Raw genomic sequence first — 12,150 nt, 5'->3', positions numbered from 1 at the left:
GGCCGGTCCGGCCGTCGGGAGGCTCAGCCCCCGTCCGTCCCGTCCTTGAGCTCCGCCAGCCACGCCAGTTGCTCCAGCCGGTCCTCCACCGTCGGCGCGTTCAGGCCGACGATCAGCCGCGTCGCCCCCGCCTTCCGGTACGCGGCCAGCCGCTCCCGCACCCGGCCCGGATCCCCGCACAGGCACAACGCGTCCACCAACTCGTCCGGCAGCTCCTCCATGGCCGCTCCCAGCCCGCCCTCGAAGTACGCGGACTGCGCCCGCTCGGCGGCGGCGGAGAACCCGAGCCGGACGGCCAGCCGGTTGTAGAAGTTCACCCCCCGGCTGCCCATCCCGCCCACGTACAGCGCCAGCATCGGCCGTACCATGTCCCGCGCGTAGTCGGGGTCGTCGTCCACCATGGCCATCACCATCGGCGACACCTCCACCTCGGCCGCCGGACGCCCCGCGCGGGCCGCGCCCGCCGCCAGCCGCGCCGACATCTCCGCCACGTGCTCCGGCGGGAAGTGGATGGGCAGCCACCCGTCGGCCACCTCCCCGGCGAGCTCCACCGCCTTCGGCCCCATCGCGGCCAGGTGCACCGGCAACGGCCGCCGGACCGGCCCCACCGTCATCGTCAGCGCCTTGCCCTCACCGCCGGGCAACGGCAGCGTGATCTCGGGCCCGTCGTGCGCCACCGGCCGTCCCTCCAGCGCCGTGCGCACCACCGCGACGTAGTCCCGCAGGTGCGCCAGCGGGCGCTCGTAGCGTCGCCCGTGCCAGCCCTCGGCCACCTGCGGGCCGGAGGCCCCGAGCCCCAGCAGGAAGCGGCCGCCCGACAGCCGGTCGATCGTCGCGGCCGACATCGCCGCCGCCACCGCCGCCCGCGCGGACACCTGCAGCACCCCGCTGCCCAGCCCGATGCGCTCGGTGCCCGCCGCCAGCCACGCCAGCGTCGCGGCCGGATCCACCCCGTAGCCCTCCGACGCCCACACCGAGTCGAACCCCAGCCGCTCGGCCTCCCGCACCAGCCGGAGCTGCGCCTCGTGCCCGGCCGCCACCGGCCCCAACGTCCCGATGCTGAACCCCAGCCGCACCGCAGCCTCCTCGAACCAGGAAACACCGATCTTGAACGACACTGTCCCGCACAACCCGCCCCGGCACCAGCCCCACGTACGGCGCGTGGGGTGGGCGGACGGTATGCGCGGGTTGGGCGTACGGCGCGGGGTGGGCGGACGGTACGCGCGGGTTGGGCGTACGGCGTGGGCGGGTTGTGCGTACGGTGGGGGCATGGGTGACGGAACCGGCGGCGGGTACGACGCGGTGATCCTGGCCGGGGGAGAGGCGCGACGGCTGGGCGGGGTGGACAAGCCGGGGCTGGCCGTGGGCGGCCGGACCCTCCTGGAGCGCGTCGCGGCGGCCGTGCCCGGTGCCGGCCGGGTGGTGGTCGTCGGGCCCGCCCGCGAGCTGCCCGGCGTCGTGTTCACCCGGGAGGACCCGCCCGGCGGCGGCCCGGTGCCCGCCCTGCGAGCCGGGCTGCGCGAGGTCACGGCGGAGCGGGTGGCGCTGCTGGCCGGGGACCTGCCCTTCCTCGACCCCTCCCACGTGGGCGCGCTCCTCGACGCCTGCGGCCGTCCCGGCGGAGCGGTGGCCGTCGACGGCGACGGGCGCGAGCAGTGGCTTCTCGGCGTCTGGGACGCCGACGCGCTGCGGGACGCCCTCGGCCGCTACCGGGGCCGGTCGCTGCGCGGCCTGCTCGGCCCGCTCGTGGCGGCCCGGGTGCCGCTGCCCGAGCCGGCCTGGTTCGACTGCGACACAATGGACGACCTGAACCACGCCCGACTCACGGACACGTCCCGTGTCCCTTCCCGACGACAGGAGGAGGTGCGCCTCCCGGGCCCCGACGGCCCCGGGCGCGCGCCGGCACCCCGATGAACGTGCTGAACGAGTGGACCGCACTGGCCTGCAAGGAGCTGGGCGTCGACCCGGCCCGCGTCGACCGCGACCTGATCCTCGACCTCACCAAGGACGTGGCGCACGGCGTCGCCCGGCCCGCCGCGCCGCTGACCGCCTATCTGCTCGGCCTCGCCGAGGGGGCCGGCACCGCGCCGCAGGACGCCGTGGCGCGGCTGAAGACGTTGGCGGCCAACTGGGGTGAGGCGACCGCCCAGACTCTGACAGGAGACTGACACCAGGTTCAACTCGCGATGTCAAGCCCCGTCCGAACCTGAAAGTTTCCTGTGAATTTCGCACGCGCCGGCAGGTAAACGATTTCGGGAAAGCAGTCCTATCGGACGGGGTCGCGGCGACGGAACGATCGTCCGCGAGAAGGATCAACCCCGGAAAAGGGCGACGCCGGGTGGTTACGGGGGCAAACCACCCGGCGTCGCTTCATCGGCGTTCCGACGGGGGCCCGGAACGCCGGCACCAGCACTCCGACGGGGGACCGGAGTGCTTGGCTAAAGCGTACACCTACAACCCATGGGATGCGTCAAGACTTAGTCACGACCCGATCTCGCGTCGGTGCATCGGTATCTCGGTTTGGTTAGCTCCAGGGGTCTGAAAGGTCGGGGGAGGAGCATCCCTTCCCCTCTCATTGGCCCCGATTACGGCTATGTATGGCAAAAAGACCGCGCCGGCGATGAACAGCAGCCGGTACGGCCACGGCAACGGCACCACGACCGCCAGGATCAGGCAGATCGTCCGGATGCCCATCTTGATGAGGTAGCGGATCTCGCGGCTGTGGATGTCCGCGCTCAGCGAGGGCCGGGCGTCGGTGACCTGATGGACGTCCTGCTTCCTACGTCCCCACTTCATGCTTCCCACGGTAGACCTCGGACATGCCGGTTGCGACGGCCCCCACGACGGGCGGGACTGGTCATGCGATCATGGCCTTCGAGTAAGGAGGGTGCGGAGATGACGGATCGAACGTACCGGGTCACCGAGATAGTCGGGACGTCGGGTGAGAGCGTTGACGAGGCCATCCGCAACGGCGTCAGGCGTGCCGCGCAGACGCTGCGTCACCTCGACTGGTTCGAGGTGACGGAGATCCGCGGGCACATCGACGCGGGGGAGGTGGCCCACTTCCAGGTGGGCATGAAGGTGGGATTCCGGCTCGAGGACGCCTGACCGGCCGGGCCCGGTAGGCGGCCTTTCCCGTACGGGAGCTGACAAGCCGGGCCCAGGACGGGACACTGCGACCATGCGTTCCCCCACCGCGGCGCTGCTGGCGGCGCTGATCCTGACCGTGCCGTCAGCCGTCGCCTGCGCGCCCGGGAGCGGCTCACCCACGGGCGGCCCGCCCCCGACCCCCGCGCCGCGGCAGGCCGAACGGAGCGCCTCGCTGCTGCGCCAGACGCCCGCCGAGCGCGCCCGCACGATCGCGAGCCTGCGCCAGGTGGACGACCTGCCGCTGTACGAGATGACCTACCACGGCGGCTACGACATCGAGGCGCCGCTCACCGACGAGGAACTCGGCCGCGGCGAGGACGGCTGGGCCTGCTCCCTGTTCCACCGGGGCGCGGAGTTCGGCCGCAACTTCGACTGGGACCCCAACCCGGCCATGGTGGTGCGCGCCGACCCGCCCGACGGCCACGCCTCCCTGAGCGTCGTGGACGTGTCCTACCTGCTCGGCGGCACAGGCCCGGCCGACCTGAAGGACGCGGCCGACCGCAGGCGGCTCGGCCACGCCGTCCTGTCGCCCTTCGACGGCATGAACGACCAGGGCCTGGCCGTCGGCCTCGCCCAGACGCCCGACGCCGAGCTCCCGGCCCGCACACCCGGCCGCGCCCGGGTGAGCAGCGTGCGCATCATGCGCCTCGTCCTCGACCGCGCCGCCACCGTGGAGGAGGCCCTCACGCTGATGCGCCGCTACGACGTCGACTTCACCGGCGGCCCCCAGGTGCACTACCTCCTGGCCGACCGCTCGGGCCGCTCGGCGGTCGTCGAGTACGGGCAGGGCCGGATGCACGTGATCGACGACCGCGTCCTCACCAACATCACGATGGCCGGCACCGACCGCCGCGCCCGCCTCGCCGACACGCGCTACCGCACGCTCACCGAGGGCATCGGCACCCGCGCCGACGCCCTCGGCCTGCTGCGCCGCGTCGCCCAGCCGCACACCCGCTGGTCGGTCGTCTACGACCTGAAGGCCGGCACCGCCCGGATCGTCACCGGGCAGCGGTGGAGCCGCGTCCACACCTTCGCGATCGCAGCCGCCGCGAGCCCGGTCAGCTCGCCTGGCTGACCGTCGACATGTTGAAGTCCGGCACCCGCACCGCCGGCATGACCGCCCGGGTCCAGTAGTCGTTCCACTCGCGCGGCAGCGTCTGCGCGCTGGCGCCCACCTCGGTGATCCGGCCGAGCAGGTCGACCGGGCTCTCGTTGAAGCGGAAGTTGTTGACCTCGCCCACGACCTCGCCGTGCTCCACCAGGTAGACCCCGTCACGGGTCAGCCCGGTCAGCAGCAGCGTCTGCGGGTCGACCTCGCGGATGTACCACAGGCAGGTCAGCAGCAGCCCCCGCTCGGTGGAGGCGATCATCTCCTCCAGCGACCGCCCGCCCTCCGGACCCGTCATGATCATGTTGTCGATCATCGGGGTCACCGGCAGCCCGCTCAGCTCCGCCGAGTGGCGGGTCTGCAGCAGCGCCGCCAGCGTGCCGTCCTTCACCCAGTCGGTGGGCGACAGGGGCAGCCCGTTGTCGAACACCGACGACTCGCGGCTGGAGGCGTGCGCGACCACGAACGGGGCGCACTCGATGCCCGGCGCCGACGGGTCACCGGACAGCGTCACCGGCAGGGTGGCCAGCCGCTCGCCCACCCGGGTGCCCCCGCCCGGCCGGGCGAACACCGACCGGCCGTCGAGCGCGTCCCTGGCGCCCGCCGACCAGAGCATGTAGAGCATCAGGTCGGCCACCGCGCTCGGCGGCAGCAGCGTCTCGTAGCGGCCGGCCGGCAGGTCGATCCGGTTCTTGGCCCACTCCAGCCGCCGCGACAGCGCCGAGTCGAGGCCCGCCACGTCCACGTCGGCGAAGTCACGGGTCGCCACGCCCGTCCACGCCGACCGCTTGAGGTCGGCCGACTTCGCGTTGAGCTCCAGCCGGCCGGTCGGCTGGTCGTGGCGCAGCCGCAGCCCGGCCGACGTGCCGAGGAACGTCGTGGTCCTGGAGTGCTCGGCGAAGCCGTACAGCTTCCTGCCGCCCGCCTCCGCGGCGGCGAACGCCTCGCCCAGCGCGGGCGCGAACCCCTCGAACACCCCGATGTCGGTGGGCGTGACGGGCTCGTCCCACGACGGGCTGGCCGGCACCCCCTCGACCAGCGGGCGGACGTCCTCGGCCGGCTGCGCCTCGCGCGCCGCCCGGTCGGCCGCCGCGACCACGTCGGCGAGCTGGTCGGCCCGTACGGCGGCGCGCGACACCACGCCGACGCGGTCACCCTCGATCGCGATCACGGTGAGCCGGGCGGAGCGGGCGACACCGTTGGTGGTGAGCGTGTTGCCGGCGAAGCGCAGGTTGGCGGTGGAGCCCTCGTCGGCGAGCACGATGCAGCCGTCGCTGGTGGACAGCTTCAGAGCCCTCTCCACCATCTCCTGCGGAGACGGCGAACCGTCGGTGATGCTCACTTTCCACCCTCCTGCACGGTGTTGAGGATCCGGACACCCTTGAACAGGGCGGACGGGCAGCCGTGGCTGACCGGCGCGACCTGGCCGGGCTGGCCCTTGCCGCAGTTGAAGGCGCCGCCCAGCAGGTGGGTCTGCGGACCGCCGACGGCCTCCATGGACTGCCAGAAGTCCGTCGTGGTCGCCTGGTAGGCGAAGTCGCGCACCTGCCCGGCCAGCCTGCCGCCCGAGATGCGGTAGGCGCGCTGCCCGGTGAACTGGAAGTTGTAGCGCTGCATGTCGATCGACCAGCTCTTGTCACCGACGATGTACAGGCCGCGCTCCACGCCGGAGATCAGCTCCTCGGTGGACGGGCCGCCCGGCGCCGGGGCCAGCGAGACGTTGGCCATGCGCTGCATCGGCATGTGGCCGGGCGAGTCGGCGAACGCGCACCCGTTGGACCGGCCCAACCCCTTCAGCAGCGCCATCCGCCGGTCGAGCTGGTAGCCGACCAGGATCCCGTCGCGGACGATGTCGAACGACTGCCCCCGCACGCCCTCGTCGTCGTAGCCGATCGTGGCCAGGCCGTGCTCGACGGTGCGGTCACCGGTCACGTTCATCAGCGGCGAGCCGTACACCAGCTCGCCCAGCTGGTCGAACGTGGCGAAGCTGGTGCCGGCGTAGGCCGCCTCGTAGCCGAGCGCCCGGTCCAGCTCGGTGGCGTGGCCGATCGACTCGTGGATGGTCAGCCACAGGTTGGACGGGTGGATCACCAGGTCGTGCTCGCCCGCCTCGACCGACGGCGCGGCCAGCTTCTCCGCCAGCAGCTCGGGCAGCTCGGCCAGCTCGGCCGCCCAGTCCCAGCCGGTGCCCGTCAGGTACTCGTAGCCGCGGCCCACCGGCGGGGCGATCGTCGACATGTCGTCGAAACGCCCGTCGGCCGCCTTCATGGCGTTGAGCCTCGGGTGGAGCCGCACCCGCTGCTGGGTGGTGACCGTGCCGGCCGTGTCGGCGTAGAACTTCTGCTCCTTGACCTGGTGCAGCCGGGCCGAGACGTGGTCGGCGCCCTTCAGCAGCCCCGCCGACCACTCGGCCAGCAACGCCACCTTGTCGGCCGACGGCACCGTGAACGGGTCCACCTCGTAGGAGGACACCCACGTCACCTCGCCGTGCACCGGCTCGGGGGCCAGCTCGATCGGCTCGCGGTTGATGGGGGCGCTGACCTCCGCCACCCGCACCGCCTGCTCGGCGACCGCGGCGGCCGCCTGCGGCGTCAGGAGGATGCCGGAGGCGAACCCCCACGTGCCCCCCTTGACCACGCGCACCGCGTAGCCCAGGTCGTCGGCGTCCATCGCGCCTTCGAGCCGGGTGTCGTAGAGGCTCAGGGTCTCGGACCGGACCCGTTCGAGCCGGAAGTCGGCATGCTCGGCACCGAGGTCGCGAGCGCGTTGCAGGGCCGCGTCGGCCAGCTGCCGCAGCGGCAGCTCCAGGAAGTCGGGATCGATCTGGCGCATGTCCACGATCCTAACCCTGTGATCTTGTGCCACCCGGACAAGCGCCTACCGGCCGGTACGAGATAGCGTCTGGTGCCATGGCACGCTCTGTTCTCGTCACCGGAGGCAATCGCGGCATCGGCCTCGCGATAGCCCGCGAACTCGCCGCGGCCGGCGACGCCGTCGCCGTCACCTACCGATCGGGAGAGCCCCCGGAAGGGCTGTTCGGGGTGCGCTGCGACGTCACCAGCACGGCCGACGTCGAGGCCGCCTTCGACAAGGTCGAGGCCGAGCAGGGCCCGGTCGAGGTGCTGGTCGCCAACGCCGGCATCACCAAGGACACCCTCCTCGCCATGATGAAGGAGGAGACCTTCACCGAGGTCCTCGACGCCAACCTCACCGGCGCCTACCGCGTCGCCAAGCGCGCCATCCGGCCGATGATGAAGCTCAAGCGCGGCCGGATCATCCTCGTCTCCTCGGTCGTGGCCCTGTCGGGATCGGCCGGCCAGACCAACTACGCCGCCTCCAAGGCGGGCCTGATCGGCTTCGGCCGCTCCATGGCCCGCGAGTACGGCTCGCGCGGCATCACGGTCAACGTGGTCGCGCCCGGCTTCGTGGAGACCGACATGACGGCCGGGCTCGACTCCGAGGCCATCGTCAAGAACATCCCGCTCGGCAGGCAGGCCAAGCCGGGCGAGGTCGCGCGCGTGGTCCGTTTCCTGGCGGGCGACGACGCCTCCTACATCACCGGTGCCGTGATCCCGGTCGACGGCGGACTCGGAATGGGGCACTGACCATGGGCATCCTCGAAGGCAAGCGCATCCTCGTCACCGGTGTGCTGACCGACGCCTCGATCGCGTTCTCGGTCGCCAGGCTGGCCCAGGAGGAGGGCGCCACCGTGGTCCTCACCGGCTTCGGCCGGCTGAGCCTCGTCGAGCGCATCGCCAGGCGGCTCCCGCAGCCGGCGCCCGTCCTGGAGCTCGACGTCCAGAACACCGAGCATCTCGACACCCTCGCCGCCCGCGTCGGCGAGCACGTCGACGGCCTCGACGGCGTCGTCCACTCGATCGGCTTCGCGCCGCAGACCGCGCTCGGCGGCAACTTCCTCAACACCACGTGGGACGACGTCTCCACCGCCCTGCACGTGTCCACCTACTCGTTCAAGTCGCTGGCCGTGGCCTGCCTGCCGCTGATGAAGGAGGGCGGCGCCGTCGTCGGCCTCGACTTCGACGCCACCAAGGCCTGGCCGGTCTACGACTGGATGGGCGTGGCCAAGGCCGGCCTGGAGTCCGCCTCCCGCTACCTCGCCCGCGACCTCGGCAAGCAGGGCATCCGGGTCAACCTGGTCGCCGCGGGCCCGCTGCGCACCATGGCCGCCAAGTCCATCCCGGGCTTCAAGGAGTTCGAGGACAGCTGGCCGGACAAGGCGCCGCTCGGCTGGGACCTGTCCGACACGGTCCCGGCCGCCAAGGCGTGCGTCGCCCTGATGTCCGACTGGTTCCCCGCCACCACGGGCGAGATCGTCCACGTCGACGGCGGCGTGCACGCCATCGGCGCCTGACCCGCCGCCCCGCCGGGACGCCACACGCGGCGGGCCCCACCGCACGGCGCTCCGCCGCCCCGTCCACGCGCCTCCGCGCGCACGCGGGACACGCCCTGCCCCCGGCCCTTCGGGCGCTCCGGGGGCTACCGGCGTTCCGGGGGCTATGGGCGTTCCGGGCTCTGGGGCTCGGTCCGTCCTGTCGCTGCGCCCCATGACCGTCTCGGAGCGCTCGGGGGTACGGGTGGTCGACGACCAGCCCGTGGAGCCGGGGGCGGTGACCGGACGGACGAGCGTGCGCCGGGACCGCGTGCTTCGTGGGGCGTGAGCCGCCGAGGGGCGGCAGGGCGTCAGGCCAGGCGGTGGCGGCCGGTGTTGGCCGGGGCGGGCTCGAAGGGGATGGACTCCGCCTGCTCGGTCCGCTGGCGGCGCTGCTGCACGATGCGGGTGGCGGCGATGGCCGACACCAGCAGCGCGATCGTCAGCGACGTGCCCAGCACGTCGGAGGCCGGCGTGCTGGGCCGGACGACCTCCCGGTCGCCCAGCGGCAGCGTGAGGTCCTTGACGAGCGGGTTGGGCCACAGCAGCTCGATGCGCGCGTCGTCCGGGTCGGCCGTCGGCTCGTCGGTGACCGGCTCGCCGGCCGGCTCGGAGTTGAGCGTGTGCGGCTCGCTGTCGGGATGGCGGGGAGCGCCGGTGGGCGGCGCCACCGCCGTCTCCTCCCGCTCGCGCCGCTCCATCCTGCCGTCGTCGTCGGGCTCGGACGACCGGGCGGGCCGGGGGGCGGAGCTGGAGACCTCGGGCGTGGGGGTCGCCGGGTCGCCGGCGCCGCGCCGGTAGGCGGCGCAGGACAGCACGGGCAGGCACACGTCGGGGAGCGGCTCGGGCAGCAGGGTCGGCTCGGACGGGCGGGTGCCGGTCTCGGCGCCGGTCTCGGCGGACCGCGCGCCGCTGTCGGGCCGGCTGGTGGGAGCCACCTCGCCGACCTTGCCGAGCACCTTGCCGGTCGTGTCGTCGAGGCCGTCGGTGACGGGCTTGAGCGTGTCGCCGGTGAGCGTGTCGACCGTGCCGGTGACCTTTCCGACCGTGTCGCACACCGCGTCGGTCACGCCGCCGAGCAGGCCGCCGCCGCTGGGGCAGTCGCGCGCCAGGGCCGCCGAAGCCGGCAGGGCGAGCGGTATCGCCACCAGCGCCACCGCCAGGACCCCAGCCGAGATCGCGGTCCTGCTCCCCATCGGTCCCCTCCCGCCTCGCCTTCCAAAGGAAATCTTTACGGACATCGAGCGTGAGAGGCAGGTGTTTCTCGTCAATGGCGCGATCTGGTATGGACTAGTGACACGCGAGGCCGACTCTCGTTCGCCTGGGCGCACGTCGTCGGGGCCGTCAGCCGGGGCCGTCAGTCGGGGCCGTCAGTCGGGGGAGGAGACGTCGTCGAGCGCCTCGCGGATCTCGCGCGGCAGCACGACCTCCTCGGCCGCCAGCGCCCCGGCGAGCTGGCCGCGGGTGCGGGCGCCGACGATGGCCGCCGCCACCCCCGGCTGGTCGCGCACCCACGACAGCGCCACCGCCACCGGGGAGACGCCGAGCCCGTCGGCGGCCGTCATCACCGACTCGACCACCCGGCGGCTGCGCTCGTCGAGGTAGGGCCGGACGAACTCGGCGAAGTGCGGGGTCGCGGCCCGCGAGTCGGACGGGACGCCGGTGCGGTACTTGCCGGTCAGCACCCCGCGGCCGAGCGGCGACCAGGCCAGCACGCCCGCGCCCACGTGCTCGGCGGCGGGCAGCAGCTCCCGCTCGGGCTCGCGAGCGAGCAGGGAGTACTCGGCCTGCGCCGAGGTGACGGGGACGCGCCCGGGCACGGCGCGCTGGGTGACCGCCGCCGCGGCGAGCTGCCATCCGGTGTAGTCGCACACGCCCGCGTAGACGGCGCGGCCGGAGGAGACGATCGCGTCCAGCGCGGCCATCGTCTCCTCCAGCGGCACCTCCTCGTCGTAGGTGTGCAGCTGCCACAGGTCGACGTAGTCGACGCCGAGCCGGGCCAGGGAGGCGTCCACGGCGGCGATGAGGTGGCGGCGGGAGGCGTCGCGCGGCCGGCGGCCCAACGGGGTCACCACGGCCTTGGTGGAGATCACCAGCTCGGAGCGGGGCACCGAGTCGCGCAGCATCCGGCCGAGGAGGCGTTCGGCGTCGCCGCCGGTGTAGACGTCGGCGGTGTCGACGAGCGTGCCGCCGGCGTCCACGAACGTGCGGAGCTGTGCCGACGCCTCCTCGGCGTCGGTGTCGCGCCCCCAGGTCATCGTGCCGAGCCCCAGGCGGGACACCGACAGGCCGCTACGGCCGACATAGCGTTGCTGCATGGTCCCGCCAGGTTACCGTCCGGGCCGGTGAAACGCCGTGATCCTCGCCTGCGACACTGGGCCCGTGACGACGCTGCTTCTCGCCCGCCACGGGCTCACCGCGCTCACCGGGCCGGTCCTGGCCGGCCGCACCCCCGGAGTCCATCTCAGCGACGCGGGCCGCGCCCAGGCCGCCGCGCTCGCCGGACGCGTCGCCGGCGTCCGGCTCGACGCGATCGTCTCCAGCCCGCTGGAGCGGTGCGTGGAGACGGCGCGCGCGGTCGCCGAGGGACGGGAGACGGACGTACGCATCGACGAGCGGTTCGTCGAGTGCGGCTACGGACAGTGGACCGGGCGGCCGCTGAAGGAACTGGCCCAGGACCCGTTGTGGCAGGTCGTGCAGGCCCACCCCAGCGCGGCGACGTTCCCGGACGGGGAGTCGCTGGCCGACATGCAGCACCGGGCCGTGGCCGCGGTCCGCGACTGGAACCGCCGCCTCGGGGAGAAGGCTGTCTACCTGGTGTGCAGCCACGGGGACGTGATCAAGGCGATCGTGGCCGACGCCCTGGGCCTGCACCTCGATCATTTTCAGCGGATAACCGCCGATCCAGGCGCTCTCACCGTCATTCGCTATGCCCCCTTGCGTCCCTTTCTCAGCAGGCTTAACGATATGGGGGAATTGCGGCTACCCGAGGATTCGGAGGAGAAAGACGGGGGAGAAAACATCACCGGGAGCGATGCCGCCGTCGGCGGCGGACCCGGGACCACGTAAGGTCAGGCTATGCCGGTCTTCGACTACGACCCACCAGAGAGGTTCGTGGCCGGTGCCCTGGGGCAACCGGGCGCCCGAGCCTTCTTTCTGCAGGCCAGAGCCGAGGGCAGACTGACCACGGTCGCGCTGGAGAAACTCCAGGTCGCCGCACTCGCGGGCAGGCTGGACGAGTTGCTCGACGAGGTGCTGCGGCGCAGCGGGGGCACCGCCCACGTGCCCGCCCTGGCACCCGCCGACCTGGCCGACGACGGCCCCCTCGACGTGCCCCTGGCCGAGGACTTCCGGGTCGGCACCATGGCGCTGGCGTGGGACCCGGAGACGTCGCAGGTCGTCATCGAAGCGCAGGAGATCGTCGACGAGGAGGATCTCGACGCGCCCGAGCCGGCCGTGCTCCGGGTCCGCATCAGCGCGGGGGCCGCGCGGGCGTTCACCC

General features: G+C 73.1%; 14 protein-coding genes. 8 read left to right on the top strand and 6 right to left on the bottom strand.

What is annotated here, in order from left to right; all coding sequences use genetic code 11:
- Positions 1-23: 23 nt before the first annotated feature.
- The gene (locus CXR44_RS16145) at positions 24-1,076 is read right to left on the bottom strand and encodes an LLM class F420-dependent oxidoreductase (RefSeq protein ID WP_101786845.1); all 1,053 of its coding nucleotides are present in this window, start codon (positions 1,074-1,076) and stop codon (positions 24-26) included.
- A gap of 193 nt (positions 1,077-1,269) precedes the next feature.
- Here CXR44_RS16145 and mobA point away from each other — a divergent pair, with 193 nt between their 5' ends.
- Both mobA and CXR44_RS16135 read left to right on the top strand, forming a co-directional pair.
- Complete coding sequence (mobA, locus tag CXR44_RS16140) at positions 1,270-1,914, top strand: molybdenum cofactor guanylyltransferase (protein ID WP_101786844.1); 645 nt, start codon at positions 1,270-1,272, stop codon at positions 1,912-1,914.
- Positions 1,911-2,168 (top strand): DUF6457 domain-containing protein, encoded by a 258-nt coding sequence (locus CXR44_RS16135; RefSeq protein ID WP_101786843.1) that lies wholly within the window; start codon positions 1,911-1,913, stop codon positions 2,166-2,168. Before mobA ends, CXR44_RS16135 begins: the two co-directional genes overlap by 4 nt.
- Before the next feature lie 313 nt (positions 2,169-2,481).
- Here the strand turns inward: CXR44_RS16135 and CXR44_RS16130 are convergent, their stop codons facing one another.
- A complete protein-coding gene (locus tag CXR44_RS16130; RefSeq protein ID WP_101786842.1) occupies positions 2,482-2,796 on the bottom strand; it encodes a DUF3099 domain-containing protein in 315 nt (104 codons plus the stop codon).
- Positions 2,797-2,895: 99 nt separating this feature from the next.
- On the opposite strand from CXR44_RS16130, the gene CXR44_RS16125 reads away from it, so the two are divergent.
- On the top strand, positions 2,896-3,108 hold the full coding sequence (locus CXR44_RS16125; protein ID WP_101786841.1) for a dodecin: 213 nt from the start codon (positions 2,896-2,898) through the stop codon (positions 3,106-3,108).
- Positions 3,109-3,181: 73 nt separating this feature from the next.
- Positions 3,182-4,225, top strand: coding sequence for a linear amide C-N hydrolase (locus CXR44_RS16120; protein WP_101786840.1), 1,044 nt, complete (start codon positions 3,182-3,184; stop codon positions 4,223-4,225).
- On the opposite strand, the gene CXR44_RS16115 is transcribed toward CXR44_RS16120, so the two are convergent.
- Entirely contained in the window at positions 4,209-5,564 is a 1,356-nt protein-coding gene (locus CXR44_RS16115) for a metallopeptidase TldD-related protein (protein ID WP_101786993.1), read from the bottom strand. The two genes, CXR44_RS16120 and CXR44_RS16115, sit on opposite strands and share 17 nt — an antisense overlap.
- Positions 5,565-5,596: 32 nt before the next feature.
- Complete coding sequence (locus CXR44_RS16110) at positions 5,597-7,090, bottom strand: TldD/PmbA family protein (RefSeq protein WP_101786839.1); 1,494 nt, start codon at positions 7,088-7,090, stop codon at positions 5,597-5,599.
- A 77-nt stretch (positions 7,091-7,167) separates the two neighbouring features.
- On the opposite strand from CXR44_RS16110, the gene fabG reads away from it, so the two are divergent.
- Positions 7,168-7,863 (top strand): 3-oxoacyl-ACP reductase FabG, encoded by a 696-nt coding sequence (fabG, locus tag CXR44_RS16105; RefSeq protein ID WP_101786838.1) that lies wholly within the window; start codon positions 7,168-7,170, stop codon positions 7,861-7,863.
- A gap of 2 nt (positions 7,864-7,865) precedes the next feature.
- Complete coding sequence (gene fabI, locus CXR44_RS16100) at positions 7,866-8,630, top strand: enoyl-ACP reductase FabI (RefSeq protein WP_101786837.1); 765 nt, start codon at positions 7,866-7,868, stop codon at positions 8,628-8,630.
- 329 nt (positions 8,631-8,959) lie between these two features.
- Here fabI and CXR44_RS16095 read toward each other — a convergent pair whose 3' ends face one another.
- The gene (locus tag CXR44_RS16095) at positions 8,960-9,844 is read right to left on the bottom strand and encodes a hypothetical protein (RefSeq protein ID WP_101786836.1); all 885 of its coding nucleotides are present in this window, start codon (positions 9,842-9,844) and stop codon (positions 8,960-8,962) included.
- A 174-nt stretch (positions 9,845-10,018) separates the two neighbouring features.
- Complete coding sequence (locus CXR44_RS16090) at positions 10,019-10,966, bottom strand: aldo/keto reductase (protein WP_101786835.1); 948 nt, start codon at positions 10,964-10,966, stop codon at positions 10,019-10,021.
- A gap of 64 nt (positions 10,967-11,030) precedes the next feature.
- Here CXR44_RS16090 and CXR44_RS16085 point away from each other — a divergent pair, with 64 nt between their 5' ends.
- Positions 11,031-11,717 carry an MSMEG_4193 family putative phosphomutase gene (locus CXR44_RS16085; protein ID WP_101786992.1) on the top strand — a complete coding sequence of 229 codons (687 nt, stop codon included), beginning with the start codon at positions 11,031-11,033 and terminating at the stop codon, positions 11,715-11,717.
- 9 nt (positions 11,718-11,726) lie between these two features.
- Positions 11,727-12,150 (top strand): DUF3090 domain-containing protein (locus CXR44_RS16080; protein ID WP_245899199.1); only part of this gene is annotated, 424 nt, incomplete at its 3' end.

The sequence above is a fragment of the Nonomuraea indica genome, from assembly GCF_002850745.1.
Lineage (GTDB): Bacteria > Actinomycetota > Actinomycetes > Streptosporangiales > Streptosporangiaceae > Nonomuraea > Nonomuraea indica.
The sequence above is the reverse complement of the archived record's forward strand: the minus strand, read 5'-3'. Positions and strand labels throughout refer to the sequence as shown.

Excerpts from the sequence above, each read along its gene's own strand:
- mobA (WP_101786844.1), top strand. The coding sequence starts at position 1,270 with ATGGGTGACGGAACCGGCGGCGGGTACGACGCGGTGATCCTGGCCGGG.
- CXR44_RS16135 (WP_101786843.1), top strand. The coding sequence starts at position 1,911 with ATGAACGTGCTGAACGAGTGGACCGCACTGGCCTGCAAGGAGCTGGGC.
- CXR44_RS16130 (WP_101786842.1), bottom strand. The coding sequence starts at position 2,796 with ATGAAGTGGGGACGTAGGAAGCAGGACGTCCATCAGGTCACCGACGCC.
- CXR44_RS16125 (WP_101786841.1), top strand. The coding sequence starts at position 2,896 with ATGACGGATCGAACGTACCGGGTCACCGAGATAGTCGGGACGTCGGGT.
- CXR44_RS16120 (WP_101786840.1), top strand. The coding sequence starts at position 3,182 with ATGCGTTCCCCCACCGCGGCGCTGCTGGCGGCGCTGATCCTGACCGTG.
- CXR44_RS16115 (WP_101786993.1), bottom strand. The coding sequence starts at position 5,564 with ATGGTGGAGAGGGCTCTGAAGCTGTCCACCAGCGACGGCTGCATCGTG.
- CXR44_RS16110 (WP_101786839.1), bottom strand. The coding sequence starts at position 7,090 with ATGCGCCAGATCGATCCCGACTTCCTGGAGCTGCCGCTGCGGCAGCTG.
- fabG (WP_101786838.1), top strand. The coding sequence starts at position 7,168 with ATGGCACGCTCTGTTCTCGTCACCGGAGGCAATCGCGGCATCGGCCTC.
- fabI (WP_101786837.1), top strand. The coding sequence starts at position 7,866 with ATGGGCATCCTCGAAGGCAAGCGCATCCTCGTCACCGGTGTGCTGACC.
- CXR44_RS16095 (WP_101786836.1), bottom strand. The coding sequence starts at position 9,844 with ATGGGGAGCAGGACCGCGATCTCGGCTGGGGTCCTGGCGGTGGCGCTG.
- CXR44_RS16090 (WP_101786835.1), bottom strand. The coding sequence starts at position 10,966 with ATGCAGCAACGCTATGTCGGCCGTAGCGGCCTGTCGGTGTCCCGCCTG.